Raw genomic sequence first — 17,241 nt, 5'->3', positions numbered from 1 at the left:
GAAATGGTTTTACCTAAAAAGGAACACATGAAATACTTAAGAATATTAATGCTGGCATTCGGACTAAGTTTTGGTGCACAGCAAGTACAAGCACAGATAGATCCGCATTTTTCGCAATATTATGCTAACCCGTTATGGCTTAACCCGGCCTTAACAGGTGTTACCGATGGCGATTATCGCGTAAACGTAAATGCCAAGCAACAATGGGATGCGCTGAGAAACGGTTATTTAACCGCAGGTGCCTCTTTTGATATGGCGCCTTTCAAAAACCTGTCTTTGGGTGGTCTCATTATAAACCAAAGGGCGGGTGATATTGGCTACAATCAGCTCAGTGCATTGGCTTCGGCCTCTTATCGCATTCGCTTTGGACAAAGTGGCGAGCAGATCATCAATTTTGGTATGCAGGCTGGGATCATCAGCAAGAGCATCGATCTTTCTAAAATTACCACGGGCAGCCAATACAATCCGGTAACCGGGTATGATCCGACTATGGGAACGTCTGATGACATTTCATCGTCAAGCTATGTTGCGCCAGATATCAATGCCGGTGTGATGTTTTTTGATGGTGGCAGCAACAAAAGAGTAAATGTGTTTGCCGGTGCAGCCGTATCGCACTTAACCAGGCCAAAAGATAAATTTATTGCCGGAAATAATCCACGCCTGCCTATGCGCTTTACCGGACATGGTGGCGCAAGGATCAAGGTAAACAACATGTTGGATATCACCCCGAACTTCATCTACCTTAAACAAGGCGATGCCAGGGAGATTGCAGCCGGAGCTTATGCACAGATGATGCTCAATACCGAATCAGACATTCTTTTTGGCTCCAACTATCGTGTAGACGACTCGGCGATTGCCTTTTTAGGCCTCCACTTTAAAAGCATGGTGTTTGGTGTAAGCTATGATTTTAATACCTCGAGCTTGAACAAGGCAACAGGTTCTAGGGGAGGTTTAGAGCTCTCGGTATCATTTACCAGCAGAAAAGGTATTGTTGGTCCTAATTTCTTCTGTCCACGACTTTAATTTTTAAGATATGCGCTATTTAAAAACAATTTTGATCCTGTGGTGCTGTAGCCTTTCGTTTGCTCAGGCCCAGATGACAGCAGATAACAAGAGGGTAGCAGATGTCTACTTCATTAACAAAGAATATTATGCCGCCTCCGAATACTATAAGCGGGCATTGCAGATATCGCCAGATAGTACAGGCTTCGTGGTGCCTTACGGCTTTGAAAAGCGAATTAAGGAGGAAAGCCCTCGTAGAGACGATTACGAATATGCCGTGTTTCAATTGGCTACTTCATTAAGGCTCTATAAAAACTTTCAAGATGCCGAAAAATGGTATGTCATTGCCAATGGTTTCAGTAATCCGAAATATGCCCTAAGTGGCTACTGGTATGCCGAATGTTTACGTGCCAACTTTAAGTTTGATGAGGCGATTGCCGCGTTCGGAACTTTTGTAAGCAAGTACGATGTAAATGATGGCTATAAAGAAAAGGCAAAGGCGGAAATCGAGTCGTGCAGGTTTGCATTGAACGAAATCAAATATCCCAGGCTCTTCAAATTAAACAGGCTTCCGGCCGAAGTAAATACCGCTGGTTCAAATTATGCCCCCGCAGTAGGCAACCAGACTTTTTATTTTACTTCGTCGAGACCGGTAAAAACCAATGGAAAGAACGAAGTTTTGTCTGGCGGTACCAGCACGGTAGTAAGAAAAGACAATCCTTACATCAATGCCATTTATGCAACCTCATCTAAACCAGAAACGCCAAATGCCCAAGTAAGCAGAGTGGCGGTTAATGTAAAACAGATGGAAGCTGCTGCGCCAACCTTGCATCCGAATGGAACCTTCATGTATTTTACGGCATGGATCAATAAGGAAGAGAAAAAAAGAAGCATTTATGTATCAAGCCGTTTGGCCAATAGCCAGTGGTCTGAGCCGGTTGCTTTAGGTGGCGAGATCAATGTAAACGGCTTTAACTCTATGCAACCTTACATTACCAAGGATGGTAAATACCTCATTTTTGCATCTGACAGACCAGGAGGCTTGGGCAAATACGATTTATGGTATGCGATTATCAGACCCGATGGCACTACAGGCAATGCCATGAACATGGGCGATAAAATCAATACCAAAGAAGACGACGAAGCCCCATACTATAATCCTAAAACCCGTAAATTGCTTTTTAGCAGTACCGGACGTACAGGTATCGGTGGTTTCGATTTTTATGAATCAGAGGGTGATTTTACCAACTGGACCGCACCAAGAAATATGGGCTATCCATTTAACTCGGCCAAAGACGATATGTATTTTACGCCTACCGACGACGAAGATAAGGCAGGTTACATCAGTTCAGATCGCGAATCGCTGTGCTGTTTAGAGATTTTTAACATCCGCAAGGAAACATTAAGCATTAGTGGTAAACTGATCGATTGTGCGACCCTAAAACCTTTAGAGGGCGCTACCGTTACCATTACAGGTGCCGATTTTACAGAGCAGACCACCATATCCGACAAAGACGGAATATATAGGTTTGGCATAGGCTCTAATCGTGGCTTCCAGATCAATGCGGTAAAAGACAGTTATTTTGCCAAAAACATCAGCTACAATTATGAGCAGCTGGCCAGTGTAGATACCTTGAAAAGTGCCGAACTTTGCCTAACACCGTTTAAAGTTAACAAGCCAATTGTATTGAACAATATCCTATACGAGTTTAACAGCGCTGAGTTGACTGATTCATCAAAGGTTACGCTCAATTATTTATATGATTTGATGGTAGATAACAAAAACATCGAAATCGAATTGGGTGCGCATACCGATAATATCGGAACCGAAGCTTATAACCTTGATCTATCTAACCGCAGGGCAAAATCTTGCGTAGATTACTTGGTAGGCAAAGGCATAGCAGCAGAGCGGATGACGAGTAAGGGCTATGGTTTTAGCGTACCAGTGGCGCCAAACAAACTGCCTGATGGAAAGGACAATCCAGAAGGAAGGGCGCTCAATAGACGAACAGAATTTAAGGTGACAAAAAAATAGATAAATTAATGCAATAAAAAAAGGAGACGAAAGTCTCCTTTTTTTATTTAGGCTAAATGAAAGAGGTAGATTTGAACGCGGGCACATTTACCTGTTTGCTGTCTAGCAAATTCAATTTGTGGTAGCTGTATTCTTCTACTTTCTCATAGTCTTTTAGTTCTTTGTAAATACCTATAATAAGATTGTAGGTGAACAGTTCATTAATCGCCAGGTCGTTGCGCTTGTATATTTTGATGCACTCGTGCGCATATTGCAGGGCGGCTGCATAATCCTTTCTGTTTTTGCTTTGCTCGGCCTTTAGCGATAAAAAAACCGACTGCGCATACAGGGTTGGATTTACCCTCGTTTCGTCTGCATAGAGCTGGGTTAATATTTTCTCCATTTGGTCTGTCTTTTTGCTAGGATTTGTTCGCGCGCAAGCTTGGGCCATGAGGTTCAGTAGGTAAATAGAGAAAAATTTGCGGGTTTTCATCAATTTGGGATGCTCTCGTATAATGGCCGAAATTACTTTGGTAGCCTCCAAAGGAGACCCGTAAAACAGATTAACCAAAAAGATCAGCAGGTAGCTGATCACCTGTTTCATATCCGGTAGCTCTTTCTGCTTCAAACCGTTGATTTTGCTTCCGTACTTAAAATCCTCGATCTTTTGCAGGGTGTAGTTTTGGGTAATGGCTACGTCCTTAATCCGCAAATAGATCAGCTTAATGGCTTCGTATGGATTGACGTCCCAGTTTTTGGCCTCGCATTTTAGGCCTTCCATTTTATCTAGGCGCTTCAGTATCTTAGATTGGTTTAGGCTAAGGCAATCAAAAATAGAGAGGATGGCGTGGTAATAAAGTTCCGTTTCTGCGCTATCGGCTACTTCAATCAAACATTTAACAGCATCCTTATAGTAAGAATCGATAAAATCGAAATGGATAAACTGTTTCATCAACAGTTTGTGTAGCTGCTGTTCTTTGATCTGCACCATGAGGTTTGGATCCTTTTTGTTCCGATAGTTCAGGTTTTCTGCAATGAAATAAATCAGGTAGTTTTTTTCGTAATTGTTGAGCTTAAGGCTCAGCACAGCATTGATTTCCTTGAGCTTATTGAGCCTTACCAAAAGCCTTACCGACCATTGCAACAGCTGAAAACGCACGTGGTTGCCCAAATATTCCTGGTGCACCAGTTCAAAGAAACGTTCGTCCATTTGCTGGTTAAAGAGCTCGTACAGCTCTGTAAACAAGAAATATTCAAATACATGGGGTTGTACAAAACGTACAAATTCCGACGGAAATCCACTTTTCACATGCTTTTCTTCCATCAGTATGCCATCGGTAAGCAGTTCCATGTAGGCATTCTTAAAAACCGGCATCTCTTTAATGAGGTCGGTTTTGGTTACCGAATAGCCCCTGCGACCGTAATTGGTCAGGTGGATGATCTTTTTGCAGAATAGCACCTTTTCGGTAGCATAGGTAGAATTGTAGATCTTTTCTTGAATAAAGCGGGCAATGATCTCGTAATGGATGATATTGGTGTACGAATCAAATGTGGGATATTCTTCCTTCAGTTGGTAATACCATTGGATTTGGAAGGGGAATTTGAGCTGGGCCTTTAAGCTGTCGCTGATCTTGGTAAAATCGAGCGGACTCATCTTCTGGAAAATCTGTTCTACTTCGATTTCTGTTAGCGGCGGTACATTTGAGCTATCGTTCAGGTTAAAGTAATTGCCCGGAAACCACTTGCTCTTTAAGAAATAAGAATAGCGCATTTTATCGTAAAAACGGTTCCAAGTGGTTGAACGCATGCCCAAGATCAGCTTTACGCTTTCTTGCTGCTCGATATTGTTGACGAGGCTAATGATGCTTTCAAATACTTTTTGCTTGGTGCTTTTATTGATCACCAGTTCAGAAAAGCCATCCAAGATAATAATGAACTTATGGCCATGGCTTAGCCATTGGTCGTTGAAATAGGCAATAAGGTCTGTGTGCTGGTGGAGGCCAATTTTACTTTTAATGCGGTCTTCGAGGCTTAATTCTTCTAATTCTTTGTTAAACAGGTAGTCCGCATTTAAAAAAAGGACGATGTCTTTTTTAAAGGGAGCATCGTCATCTATAAACATCTGTTGTACCAAATGGCTCAGCAGAATGCTCTTTCCATATCCGGGTTGCGAAATAAAGGAGGTAAAACTGTATTTGCTGGAATGGAAAAACATGAGGTCGTGCCTGGCAAATTTGCGGCCTATGGTCATTTCGTAAGGCACGCTGCAGCGATTGCGGATATTTTGCAAAGTAAAATAGGTAATCCGCTGTGCCCGGGCCCGCAACTGTTCAAAGGCGTCTTCGGGTTCTTGTTCAATATTGGGCGCTTTTTTGCCAATGGTCTGTTCATTGGCCATGCCCACATATTCCATCAGCGTATTGATGGTGAACTTTGAAAATTCATGTTTGATTTCTGCGAACCCGAACAAACGCTTAATTGTGGTTTCGCTGATGTTCTTTTTGAGTTCTTTCTGAACGGAACTGGAAATAATCCTACAATCTGAAGGACTGATGACCTTAATGTTCGCTTTAATTAAAATGAGCCGTTTTAATTCTTGCAAGAATAGGGGATTTGGCATAAGGAGATACGTTATTTTTGAGCTTTTACCACTAATATACCATTAAAAAAATAAAAAATAAACGCGAAAATGAACAAGAAAAATGGCCTTTTTAAACGATGGGTGAGCAATGAACAGATATACAGTGCTTTAATGGCCCTACAGAACGATTTTTTAGTTCTGAATTAAATATTTGGTGTAAAAAAAATGAACACTGTGAATAAAAAGAATATAAATACGCTATAAAAAGCGACTTTTCACTAATAATGTTACCTAAAATAGTTTCATCCCGAGAAATAACCTTTCTATCCTGAAATTGATCCTGTTCGTATAAGAAAGTAATAAAAATGAACTCGATTTACAATATTGACAACAAGTTTAATTCAAAATCACCGCGTTATGACTATTCAACTTGGCCAGATCTTAAAGAAATTGAGAAAAGAGCAGAATCTCAACCAGCAGGAAGTTGCAAATTATTTGTTTGTGAGTAGGCCAACCTACATCAGATATGAAAGAAATCTAGTGGAAACGCCCTTATCAAAGCTGTTTGCGCTTTCTTCTCTTTATAATTTCGATATGGTAGATTTGGTTAAGCTGATCGATTCGTGCAGGCCCATAGACGACCTGGATAATATGCTGGCCGATATCGAACCCGAAATCAGCTTTAAAAGGTCTTAAGCAAAAGCTCCGTACACATTCCTTTCGGGTTGTTTGTTTGCTTAAGCCAGCACGTTGTTTTAACGGATAAGAAAAGAAAATCTTGCAGAATACAGCTATTTTGCACATATTTAGTGGCGTTATAAACTAAATATGTATAAGTGTATTATAATTGACGATGAGCAACATGCAATAGAAGGATTGAAAAAATATATCGATTCTGTGCCTGAACTTACGTTGGTTCAAAGTTACACTGATCCACTAGTTGCCTTAAAAGCGATTACCGAAGGGGATGCCGTAGACCTTATACTTTTAGATGTAGACATGCCGAAAATAACCGGCATTGAGCTGTCAAAGGCAATCAGAAGCAAAACGAACAAACTGATTTTTACTACTGCGCATACCAAATATGCCTATGATGCATTCGAAGCTGATGCAGATGCCTATCTGCTCAAGCCATATACATTGGGCAAATTTGTAATCACAATTAACAAGCTGTTTCCGGCAAAGCAACAAACCGACAACAATTTGGAAAAGGAGGACTTCTTTTTTGTGAAAAGCAAGGAAGAAAGCCCTAAGATCATCAAGATCAAATACAAGGATGTGATCGCTGTAGAAAGCAAGCTCAACTATGTAATGATCCATACACCTGCCAAAAACATATTAACTTATATGTCGCTGACAGAGATGGCCAAAATATTAAATAATGGCGATGATTTTATACAGCTGCACCGGAGCTTTATTATTAGAAAAGACCAAATGGAAAGCATAGACGGCAATACCATTAAAATGATAAATGGAATCCAAATTACCGTTGGCGACCATTACCGCAAGGAATTTGCCGACTTTATCAATGCTAGGCTAATTAAGGCGGGAAAGAAAAACTAATCCCGCCCGATATGTTTTACTTATGGAAGATGCCACCCGTAAGTGAACTAGTAGTAACGGTCATGGTTGTAGCTTCGGTATCGGTTGAGAATTTTCCGTTTGAAGCTTTAACAGATTTATAAACAAATAAGGTATTTGAACTGATTTTTAATGCTTTGCGTTTCATAATTTTTATTTTTTTTATGAAACTAGCTTGATATTCAGTGTGCTAGAAAAATCTTATACAGAAAGGCAATAATTCTATACGTAAAGGTAGGTTGATGAAAAATTTTATATTAAACTGGTTCTCTAAAAATAGGATACATATTCTGGTATGGGTCATATTTATTTTGTACGAAACGATAGTTGTTAGGTTAATGTCTACGCGTTTTTCGCACCCCTTGACCTATATTCTTCATTACATCGTTATTTTGGTTTTTTTCTATGTACATGCCGATATTGTAATGGGCTGGGCAACCAAAGATAAGATCAAGGCCATTTGGAAACTTCCTGTTTTCATTACGTTAGAAATTGGACTTTATATTTTGCTCCATTATTGGACAGATCTTTTGCTCATTTTTATTAATATAATTAAATGGAACGGACCTTATAAGCTTGATTCTACTTTCTTTCTGAAAAACTTGTATCGAGGGATTTATTTTCTGGGTTTCTCCACAGGTTATTATTACATCAAGACTTTTTTAAAGGAGCGCAAAAAAAATGAGGAACTGGAAAGGGAACGATTGAACAATATCATTTTGCAACAGAATATCGAGCAAGAGTTGATACACGCACAAAATGCTTTTTTAAAGGCCCAAATCAATCCTCATTTCTTATTCAATACACTCGATTTCGTTTATCACCATGTAAACGCACATTCTCCGGTAGCTGGCGATGCCATTATCAGGCTGGCACAGATGATGCGCTATGCGATCGACTCGGAGCAGGTAAACGTAAAACTGGGAGATGAAATAGAACAGGTAGAAAACCTGCTCTACCTCAACCAGATCAGAAAGGATAAAAAACTCAACCTCGAATTTGATTATACCGAAGATGTAAAAGCATTGCACCTCATCCCGCTGGTATTGCTCACTTTGGTAGAAAACATTTTTAAACATGGCGATTTGAGTGATCCGATGCATGTAGCGCAGGTTAATATTGCAGTAGTAGAGGATACTTTTTACCTAGAAACCGATAACCTCATCAATTCCAAGGCCAGCAACATCAGCAATAATTCTGGCCTGCTCAATATTAAAAAGCGCTTGCAGTATAGCTATGGAGCTGAAACCGATTTTACTTACGGAACAGAAGACAATCATTTTGCGGTACGTTTGTTTATCCCACTGGTAAAGCTGAAAGCGCCCGTTTCGTCTGCAATATCTTCAACAGATAATGATAAATAATGGTTTCATGTATCCGTTGATCGCTAATAAACAACCTGTTGATGTGCATATGGATGAGATCGCCGAGTAGCCTTTTTTTTTCGGCTTCGTCCCTGCATAGCTGCATTAACAACTGAAATTGCTTATAGAGTGGTTGCAACACATTTTTAGGCAGGGGAAGGCTGGTTTGATCGCTTTTTTTGAACTCGTTAAATTCACTATTGATCCGCTTAAAATGATCGTGGTCTATATTCATTTCCAGTGCAAAACTGTGGGCAATATCTTTTACAAATTGCAACTGATCGCCAATAAAAGGCAATGTCTCTTCGCAAAGTGTCTGTACCAAGGCTAGCGTAGCTTGATAAAGCTGTTCATTACTGCTGGTTCTGCCTAATAAATTCAAGGCATATTGACTATCTGCATGGAAGAACTGTTCAATCCAGTCGATTTTTGAAGCGCCATAACGCTCTATTTCCTTATAATAGGTGCGTACCTTGAAATCTTGGATAAAGCCCAACTGCACATCGCTGAAGATCAATTGCCTAAAGGCATCCAACAAGTAAAAACCATCGGTTTTATTATTTAAATGTATGCGAAAGCGAATGTGGGCGCTGGGTTCGTTATACCTGATGAAAAACCATTTTCTGATTTTTTTGTGATGGGTTTTTAAAAATGGTCGGATGACATGCTGAAGGATGGAATTGCTCCGACTGGGATGTAGGTAAAGCTCAAAATAGATCCACTCGCCACCTGGCAGTTCTAAGGCAGGCTTTTGGCTTTGCACCAAATAGCTTCTGCCAATATTGGCGTATGGCCTATAAATGGGTTCCTTATGACAATAGTTTGCAATGTATTGCGACAGGTGTTTAGTTCCTTTCTCATCGATTATGCAACCAGAATCATCAACCAAGCCTTCGCTAATGTAAATTTCCTGGGCACAACATTGCTTGCCATAGGAAATAAATGCCTGTAGGTCTTCGTCTTTAGCTGGGTCAAAACATAAGATGTGATCGGCGTGCCCAGCTTTAAAAATGGCTGTAACCTGATTTTCGGCAAGCCAGGTTTTCAGGTTTTTTAAGGCTTCATTTGGTTCTTTTTCTTTAAAAAGCTTTGCAGGTACCAGCCAACTTGCTGGCGAAACAATAATGTGCTTAAAGCTGACCCGCGGATAATAGGCAAGGTGCGGAAAATAGTTTTGCAACTTAAAGCCAAGGCTGGTATGTAAACCCTGATGCTGCAAATCGCATAAAAAACGATAAGCAGACAAGTCTGAACGACTGTAGTTGTAAGCCGACGGTATTCTTGGGATAAGTCGCTTGTTAAGACGTTTGGAACGAAGTACAATCTCTTGCCCGCAAATAGAAACCAAGATATCGTTAAAATCCAAAGGTTGTGATGAAGAAGGCCAAGTAAGGATAGGCAACTCGTGGCCGTAAAGCCTTTTTCGCCGGTTTACATTATCAGCCCTTTGCTCTGCCTGATAGGCGATATCAAAAAAAAGTATATCAGGGTTGGCCTCCTTTTCAAATTGTACCATTTCCTTGCAGTAAGCCTCTATTTCGCTATTTGCAAGGGTGAAGCGACCAAGCAAGGCATTTGCGGTACATCCGCCTATTTGATGGATAACCGGATGCTGATTAAAAAGATGGAAGACAACGCTAAACGTATTGGAAAGCTGGGGCTGATTGGACAACGCTTCTCCCTTAAAATCTTCGAGCTGTATGGTTTGTCTGGCCATCATTTTATTGAGCAAGAAATATTGCAGGGGGCCATAGTCCAATTGTCCAACCTCGTTTTTTCTTTGCCGGCCAGCTTTAATGTCAACAATAAGGCTGTCTTGTCCGTTTTGTTGCTCCAGTTTGCTGTAGCCAATACCAATTTCAGGATCCATGGCAACGGCTAAGCTCACTTCTTTTTGTTCGAATTTTTTTAAAAATGCAAGCTTGAAATCGGCAAGGTCACAATTGATGGGCGATTGCAGGTGCTGTGTAAGGAAATTGATCAGTTCTGGCACTTCCTTAAGGTATTGTTGGTTGAAATTGCCATTAATCAGTTTCCGCTCCGAAATAATGTAATCACTGGGCAGGCATTTTGTTTCTTCGCCAATTCTTGTAAAATAATCTTCGCCTGTAATGTTCGGAAAAGCATCTGTATGGAGTAATTGCAATTCAATGAGTTGTGTTAAAAGCTGATTGGTGTCGGCCACATTCATTTCAAAGTCGTTTTGCATCAGGCCGTGGAGCGAAGTAAGGCTGCTTGGAGTTTTGCAATGGTTAAGCAAGGCTTCCAATTCTGGAATACGCGCAACTGCAGCCAGTTCGAAATCCTGGTTTTTAAAACAGATGTATCGAATCTCTTCGCCTATAAAATAAATCGACGAATTGCTTAAAAAATGTTTCGAACTCTTGAAAACCTTTTTAACAGACTTAATATGGTCTTCCTTACGGCTCCAGTCTATAAAGTAATGAGAATAGATTTGGTTGCTAATTTGGATAAGCTGCGTTGGGTGCTTTGCCAAGGAAAGAGGCACTACAGCCGCAAATGACCCGAAAGGAGTAGAGCGGAACTTGGCCCTGTTAAAATATTTCCACAAGGTAAAGCGTGTTTTTTCTGGCAGCTGGTCAATATCGTTTGCTTCGAGATTCTCAATGGTCTCAAAAAAAGGCATCGACGATTCTTTGATTTTTTCTTTCAGGTCAGCCCACTTGTTTTCAAGCATGTCTGACACTCCAAATGCCGGAACGCGGCAGAGGATAAACTCAAAAGGATTGATTTTCATGATTGCTAAGTCATTTAATATTTAACAAAATTACTATAGTTGTCCCAAGTAAAACCAATAGAAGGCCTTAACGGGGATCACAACAGACGATAAAAAGTAAATTATGGGGATTGTAAAGTAGTTGAGACAATATTAATGTTAAATTTAAATGATTACCTTGCATCCTATTAATTTTTAATTCTTGCAACAGATTCCCGTAGACTTTTTGGCTGACATAGAAGCGATTAATCGCATTGCAGCTGTAGCCAATATTCTAGAAGTAGTTTGTAAAAGTACAGGGATGGGCTTCTCGGCGGTGGCCAGAGTTACCGAAACAAAATGGATCGCCTGCGCCGTAAAAGACGATATTCAGTTTGGCCTCGTTCCAGGTGGCGAACTCAAGCTCGAAACCACCATCTGCAATGAAATCAGGCAGCACCATCAGGCCGTCATCATCGATCATGTAGCGACTGACGAACGTTTTGCACAACACCATACACCTTTAATGTATGGTTTTCAGAGTTATATCTCTATTCCGATTATTCTTAAGTCCGGCTTTTTCTTTGGCACTTTGTGTGCGATAGACCCTCGGCCGGCAAAGCTCAATACCCCGGAAGTAGTGGGGATGTTTAGGCTGTTTGCAGAGTTGATCGCTTTCCACTTAGATGCGATTAACGAGTTGATTCTTGCAGAAGAAAAATTGAAGGAAGAACAAGAAACGGCAAAATTGAGAGAACAGTTTATCGCCATTTTAGGGCATGACTTGCGCAATCCATTGGGTGCTTCGCTCAATGCTGCACAAGTGTTGCAACGTTTGCCTCTTGATGATAAAGCCAAGCGTTTGGCCAATGTTGTTCAAAAATCATCTTTAAGGATCAGGGGGTTGATAGATAATATCCTCGACTTTGCACGTGGCAAGTTGGGTGATGGTATCAAAATAGAAAAGAGAGCCCATGCTTGCCTAAAGGATACCATTAATCAGGTAATTACAGAACTTGATATGATTTGGCCGGGGCAGGTTATCGATGTAACTTTCGATTTAACCGATACCGTTTATTGCGACGAGCAGCGAATTGCACAGCTTTTTTCTAACCTATTGGGCAATGCGATTTTGCATGGTGAAAAAAACATGCCAATTAAAGTAGAAGTGACAGGTAGTGGGGGGGATTTAAATCTTTCAGTTAGCAATAAAGGAAATAAAATTGCTCAGGAATCAATGGCTCAGCTTTTTAACCCCTTTGTAAGAGGCGAAAACACAGCAACTCAAAAGCCAGGCTTAGGGCTGGGTTTATACATTGCCAATGAAATTGCACTTGCCCATAATGGTAGGCTCGAAGTAAGCTCAACCGATGAAACAACTTGTTTTACGCTGAGGCTGTTTGGAGATCAAACTCAAGATTAAGCGCATCAGTAGGTACCGATACGCTTAATTTCCAAAATCAGTTTTGTTCGATTACACCATACTGTATTTCTTTATCAGGGATAGGAAAAATATATTTTTTATCGTTTGGTGGTAAAACGAAGGTCTTTCCGCCATAGGTTCTGCTTAAGCTGACAGCAAATTTTGGATCTTGGTTTAAACGCCTTAAGTCAGCCCATCGCAGGCCTCTTCCAACCAGTTCTTTGCGCCTTTCGATAAGAACAAGGTTAAGCGCTGCGCTTGCATCGCTAGCTGTTAGGTTGACGTAGGTGCCGGTTTTCCAGCGTTTTTGCAATAGGCTGTTTAACAATGCCAAAGCTTCATCGGTGCTGTTTCTTCTGGCCTTGCATTCGGCACTGATCAGGTACATCTCATCGGTAGTAAGTCCCTCATAGCCGGTAAAGGAAACGGAACCACCAGAGCCATCCCTAAAATAGAATTTGCGTCTTAAATCATTGCTATGGTATTGGCTAGCCAAGCTGGGCTCTATCTTGATGATACCCGAAGTAAAAAAAGCATAAGATAGTTTTTTGTTATAGAAGATCACCTCGTCTATGCCATTGGGTAAAACCTGTCCAAAAGGAGTAGTGGTAGCCACAGCAGTATTATAATCAATGAGCGCTCTATTGATAGCTAATGCCTTTTCTGCATAGTCTTCTGCCTGTGCATAGTTTTGCATAGTCAGGTGAACCCTGGCCAATAGGGCATAAGCGGCATGTTGGCTAGGCCTGTTTTTGGTACTTGGTTTTAAGGGCAAAAGCAGGACTGCCTCTTCAAGGTAACGGAGCAATGATGTATAAGTGTAATCTAGCGTTTTGCGTTCAGGTCTTTCGTTTACATCTGAAGTTAAGGGAACAGGAAGACCCGGATTAAGGTTTGCTTGTTCATTATAAGGCTTTGCAAACAATTGCAACAGGTTATGCAAGGCTAGCGCTTTGTAAAAATAGGCACTTCCCTTAATCGAATTATAGGTGTTTGCTGTGGAGGTTGTCATTTTGATTTTCTCCAATTCATCCAATACCACATTGCTATAGAAGATCTGTTGATAGGGCGTATTCCAATCGCCAACCGAATTCCCTTGGTAAGCATCATCCGCCCAAAAATAGGCTCCGTTTTGTACGGCATCTATCTTTAAAGCCCCGCCCTCTAGCAAACTATAGTCGTCGGCAGCCACGCTAGGCAAGGCAGGAGCGCTGTTCATTACATTGATATTGTCTAGCAAGGCCTGCAGGTCTGTTAATGTGCTTGGCACCAATAAGGCTTTTGAAGGCCTTTCGTCCAAAAAATCTTTGGTACAGCTGCAGACAAAAGTTAGGCAACAAGAGAGGAATAATAAATTTATGGTTTTCATGGTTGTAGGGTTAAGGTTAAAAATTGCTGCTCAATCCAAAAGAGATGTTAAAGGGCTGAGGGCCGTTGTTGGTGTAATAAGGATCTTCGGTAGTTTTGTTGGCTTTGTAAATGAGGCCAAGGTTACGTGCATAGCTATAGATGCGGAGGCTTTTAATAGGGATCCGTTTTAAAAGGCAAGCCGGAAATTCATAACTGAGGTTAATGTCTTCCAAGCGGATATGATCGCCCTTGGCTACCAATATGCTTGAACCGCTGTAAAAACTGTCTCTACGGTCATTGGCCACTAGCGGTACCGATGGCACAGCGGTAAGAAGTTCATCTCCGGGTTTTTGCCAACGCTGGTTATAATCGCCATGGCTGTTGGCTAAGCCCGAATCCCTGCCGTAGATAATGCTGTTTCTTCTGATGTAATAGCCAAGCTTAAAGCTGATGGTAGCCGAAAGTTCAAATCCCAAATAACTAAAAGTGTTTCTCAGTGCTCCAAACTGAGTGGGACGTGCACTGCCGTGAAAAACCAGTTGCGCTGGGGTATAGCTGTTTAGAATATTGAGGTAGTTGTTGCTTGGCAAACCGTTCAAATAACCTTGCGGATCACCCGTTAAAGGATCCAATCCTGCCCATGCATAACTGTAAACCGCATATAAGGGCTTGCCCACCATAGGGGTTCCGTATAGCAAATAGCTGCCTGCCGAGGTTACTGCGCTGTATTTCGTTACTTTTTCTTGGATGAAGCTAAAGTTGATGTCGCTTTGCCAACTGAACTTGCCTTTGATGATTTCGGTATGCAGGTCGATATCGATGCCCTTGCTTTTGGTTTGTGCATAATTGCCCTTAAAGTTGGATATGCCACTTGATGGAGGAAAAGAAACATTCGAGATGAGATCAAGACCTTGTTTGTGATAGGCGTCGATGTTGCCGCTTATCCTGTTATCAAGCATTTTAAAGTCTATACCGAAGTTGACGATCTTTACCTTTTCCCAGCGCAGTTCGGGATTGGGCGGATTAACAATTTGGGCATAAGCCTGCTTGGTAAAGTTGTTGCTGGCGAAAGCACTTGCCGGAAAATAACGCGCTGTAGTATAGGCCGAGAGGCTTTTGTCGATATTGCCATTGTAGCCATAGCTAAGCCTTAGTTTAAGATAGGGCAATGGCTTTAAGGTGTAAAAGCTTTCGTCGGATATGATCCATCCTGCACCAATCGAATAAAGTGGTACGCCTTTCTGATTGGTTGCCACACCAAAAAGATTGCTGCGGTCTAACCTGGCGCTGGCAGTTAAAAAATAGCGGTTTTGATAGCTGTAACTCGCATTGCCATAATAAGACACGAATCGGTCTGTGAAACTGTTTTGGCTATCCCTATTTTCGATGTTGAGAGTATTGGCCGGCACGTTGTAGGTTGGGAAAAGACTGAGATAATCCACAATCGCACTGCTGGCATGCTCATCATCATAGCCGTACAAGCGATACTGGTTATCCTCACGCTGGAGATCTTTGAGCTCATATCCTGCCAATGCCATTAGCTGGTGCTTTTGCCATTGTTGCTGCACATTAACTTGGCCCCTTAGGCTATGGCTCTCGCTTTGATCAAATCCCTGGTCTAAAATGCCACCTAATGGAATAGGCCTCGTTAGGCTTCCATCGGCATTAACCTTGGTGTAGGTATTGATGAGGTTGCGGGTATAATAACTTTCCAATGGCGAATAAAACTTGCTTTTACCATGGCTTAAACCATATTGATACAACATTTCGGCATTGAGCCAATCCAGTACCCTGTAGTTGAGGCCTAGGTTAAAACGGTAATCCCTCAAATGCTGCCTATTGTCTCTCAACTTTAATTCATCAATAGGCCTGTTTTCCCAGTCGAGGAGGCCTTTGCCCAATGTCGCATTTAAAAAGCCCTGTCTTTGGGTAGGAACGGGAATAGGTGCTCCATTTTCATCGGCCAATAGGGCATAAGGCTGTTTGTGCACATAAGTGCTTCCATTGTTTTCGCGAAGGCTTTGCGCTATAAAGATATCGGTACGCAGCTGCAGCTTATCCTTTAAAAAATTCCAGCTTTCGTTGGCTTTTAAGGTCAACCTGTTTTGTTCATCGCCTTTTAAGCTGCCAGATTGCCGGTCATAACCCAAGCTCAGTGCATAGCGATGCTGCGCACCTCCACCGCGCCAATTGAGGTAATATTGCTGGCTGATGGCCTGTTGCTGTAGGTATTTATTGATGTCGTTTCGAACATCCTTGGTAGCTAATCGATTGAGTTGTAGCTCCAAATCATTGGCACTTATTTTTCCATCGCGCTGTGCAATTAGCCATTCAACTGCTTCGGGGAAGGCCGTGTGCGAAATATTGTTCAGGTCGTTCAGCTCATCGTTTTTGTAATAGCCTGCCTTAAAGAGCTGTCTTTGGATATCTATATAAGTAGCCGTGTTGATCTTACTGGCATAAAATATATCAGGCTTTTGTGCGATGCCAATATTGCTGCTGAAACTGATTTGTGCTTTTTGGTTGTATTGGCCTTTTTTGGTGCTGATCACAATCACGCCGTTGCCCGCTCTTGCACCCCAAATGGATGCCGCGGCGGCATCCTTGAGCACGGTAATGCTTTCTACATCATTTGGATTAATCGCACTCAAGTCGCCGTCATAAGGAAAATTGTCCACCACTACCAAAGGATCAGTATTGGCGCTGAGCGTGCTTTGCCCCCTGATACTGATATTCATTTTGTTAGGCGCATTGCCCACCTGCGTAAAGATGAGGCCTGGTACTATGTTCTCCAAGCGTTCTAAAATGGTAGCGCCGGTTCTCCTGTTGAGTAGCTTTTGGTTCAGCTGCACGGTTGATCCGGTACTGTGCTTAGGCTTTAACTGCTGATATCCGGTATGGATGGTTACTTCTTGCAGTTGTTCGGTGGTAATTTCAAGTTTGATCCATGCTTCTTGGGCTGAAGGAAGTTTAAAACTTTGTTGCTGGGACTGATAACCGATAGAACTAAAGTCGAACAGGTATTCTCCTTGAGCCAACTTGATTTCAAATCGGCCGTTTGCATCAGTAAGCGTACGAAAATCGCCATTTTGCTGTTGAATAGTAACGCCACTCAAAGGTTGTCCATCAGTGTTGGTTACCTTGCCTTTTAATTGGGCATGGCAAGTAAGGGCGAGTGCCCAAAAGAGTGATAATAAGATGGTTTTCATA

General features: G+C 41.7%; 11 protein-coding genes. 6 read left to right on the top strand and 5 right to left on the bottom strand.

What is annotated here, in order from left to right:
- The first annotated feature begins 27 nt into the window (after positions 1–27).
- Complete coding sequence (locus AC570H_RS09465; protein WP_497354043.1) at positions 28–1,023, top strand: PorP/SprF family type IX secretion system membrane protein; 996 nt, start codon at positions 28–30, stop codon at positions 1,021–1,023.
- A 10-nt stretch (positions 1,024–1,033) separates the two neighbouring features.
- The gene (locus tag AC570H_RS09460; protein WP_497354041.1) at positions 1,034–3,037 is read left to right on the top strand and encodes an OmpA family protein; all 2,004 of its coding nucleotides are present in this window, start codon (positions 1,034–1,036) and stop codon (positions 3,035–3,037) included.
- Between the two features lie 52 nt (positions 3,038–3,089).
- Here the strand turns inward: AC570H_RS09460 and AC570H_RS09455 are convergent, their stop codons facing one another.
- Positions 3,090–5,636 (bottom strand): hypothetical protein, encoded by a 2,547-nt coding sequence (locus tag AC570H_RS09455; RefSeq protein ID WP_497354039.1) that lies wholly within the window; start codon positions 5,634–5,636, stop codon positions 3,090–3,092.
- A gap of 378 nt (positions 5,637–6,014) precedes the next feature.
- Here AC570H_RS09455 and AC570H_RS09450 point away from each other — a divergent pair, with 378 nt between their 5' ends.
- Positions 6,015–6,293 carry a helix-turn-helix domain-containing protein gene (locus AC570H_RS09450; protein ID WP_497354037.1) on the top strand — a complete coding sequence of 93 codons (279 nt, stop codon included), beginning with the start codon at positions 6,015–6,017 and terminating at the stop codon, positions 6,291–6,293.
- Between the two features lie 132 nt (positions 6,294–6,425).
- A complete protein-coding gene (locus AC570H_RS09445) occupies positions 6,426–7,160 on the top strand; it encodes a LytR/AlgR family response regulator transcription factor (protein WP_497354035.1) in 735 nt (244 codons plus the stop codon).
- Positions 7,161–7,176: 16 nt separating this feature from the next.
- On the opposite strand, the gene AC570H_RS09440 is transcribed toward AC570H_RS09445, so the two are convergent.
- On the bottom strand, positions 7,177–7,326 hold the full coding sequence (locus tag AC570H_RS09440) for a hypothetical protein (RefSeq protein ID WP_497354033.1): 150 nt from the start codon (positions 7,324–7,326) through the stop codon (positions 7,177–7,179).
- A gap of 190 nt (positions 7,327–7,516) precedes the next feature.
- On the opposite strand from AC570H_RS09440, the gene AC570H_RS09435 reads away from it, so the two are divergent.
- On the top strand, positions 7,517–8,542 hold the full coding sequence (locus AC570H_RS09435) for a sensor histidine kinase (RefSeq protein ID WP_497354031.1): 1,026 nt from the start codon (positions 7,517–7,519) through the stop codon (positions 8,540–8,542).
- On the opposite strand, the gene AC570H_RS09430 is transcribed toward AC570H_RS09435, so the two are convergent.
- Positions 8,475–11,300 carry a lantibiotic dehydratase gene (locus AC570H_RS09430; RefSeq protein ID WP_497354029.1) on the bottom strand — a complete coding sequence of 942 codons (2,826 nt, stop codon included), beginning with the start codon at positions 11,298–11,300 and terminating at the stop codon, positions 8,475–8,477. The genes AC570H_RS09435 and AC570H_RS09430 overlap by 68 nt on opposite strands.
- 181 nt (positions 11,301–11,481) lie before the next feature.
- Between AC570H_RS09430 and AC570H_RS09425 the strand changes: the two genes are divergently transcribed.
- Positions 11,482–12,681: a GAF domain-containing sensor histidine kinase gene (locus tag AC570H_RS09425; RefSeq protein WP_497354027.1), complete on the top strand. Its 1,200-nt coding sequence runs from the start codon at positions 11,482–11,484 to the stop codon at positions 12,679–12,681.
- A gap of 37 nt (positions 12,682–12,718) precedes the next feature.
- Here the strand turns inward: AC570H_RS09425 and AC570H_RS09420 are convergent, their stop codons facing one another.
- Both AC570H_RS09420 and AC570H_RS09415 read right to left on the bottom strand, forming a co-directional pair.
- Positions 12,719–14,050 (bottom strand): RagB/SusD family nutrient uptake outer membrane protein, encoded by a 1,332-nt coding sequence (locus AC570H_RS09420; RefSeq protein WP_497354026.1) that lies wholly within the window; start codon positions 14,048–14,050, stop codon positions 12,719–12,721.
- Positions 14,051–14,066: 16 nt separating this feature from the next.
- The gene (locus AC570H_RS09415; protein WP_497354024.1) at positions 14,067–17,240 is read right to left on the bottom strand and encodes a SusC/RagA family TonB-linked outer membrane protein; all 3,174 of its coding nucleotides are present in this window, start codon (positions 17,238–17,240) and stop codon (positions 14,067–14,069) included.
- Position 17,241 lies beyond the last annotated feature (1 nt).

The sequence above is a fragment of the Pedobacter sp. B4419 genome (assembly GCF_059693725.1).
This window is presented reverse-complemented; position numbering and strand designations above follow the sequence as displayed.

What these genes read in the sequence shown, in the direction of transcription:
- AC570H_RS09465 (WP_497354043.1), top strand. Translation starts at nt 28, where the DNA reads ATGAAATACTTAAGAATATTAATGCTGGCATTCGGACTAAGTTTTGGT.
- AC570H_RS09460 (WP_497354041.1), top strand. Translation starts at nt 1,034, where the DNA reads ATGCGCTATTTAAAAACAATTTTGATCCTGTGGTGCTGTAGCCTTTCG.
- AC570H_RS09455 (WP_497354039.1), bottom strand. Translation starts at nt 5,636, where the DNA reads ATGCCAAATCCCCTATTCTTGCAAGAATTAAAACGGCTCATTTTAATT.
- AC570H_RS09450 (WP_497354037.1), top strand. Translation starts at nt 6,015, where the DNA reads ATGACTATTCAACTTGGCCAGATCTTAAAGAAATTGAGAAAAGAGCAG.
- AC570H_RS09445 (WP_497354035.1), top strand. Translation starts at nt 6,426, where the DNA reads ATGTATAAGTGTATTATAATTGACGATGAGCAACATGCAATAGAAGGA.
- AC570H_RS09440 (WP_497354033.1), bottom strand. Translation starts at nt 7,326, where the DNA reads ATGAAACGCAAAGCATTAAAAATCAGTTCAAATACCTTATTTGTTTAT.
- AC570H_RS09435 (WP_497354031.1), top strand. Translation starts at nt 7,517, where the DNA reads ATGTCTACGCGTTTTTCGCACCCCTTGACCTATATTCTTCATTACATC.
- AC570H_RS09430 (WP_497354029.1), bottom strand. Translation starts at nt 11,300, where the DNA reads ATGAAAATCAATCCTTTTGAGTTTATCCTCTGCCGCGTTCCGGCATTT.
- AC570H_RS09420 (WP_497354026.1), bottom strand. Translation starts at nt 14,050, where the DNA reads ATGAAAACCATAAATTTATTATTCCTCTCTTGTTGCCTAACTTTTGTC.
- AC570H_RS09415 (WP_497354024.1), bottom strand. Translation starts at nt 17,240, where the DNA reads ATGAAAACCATCTTATTATCACTCTTTTGGGCACTCGCCCTTACTTGC.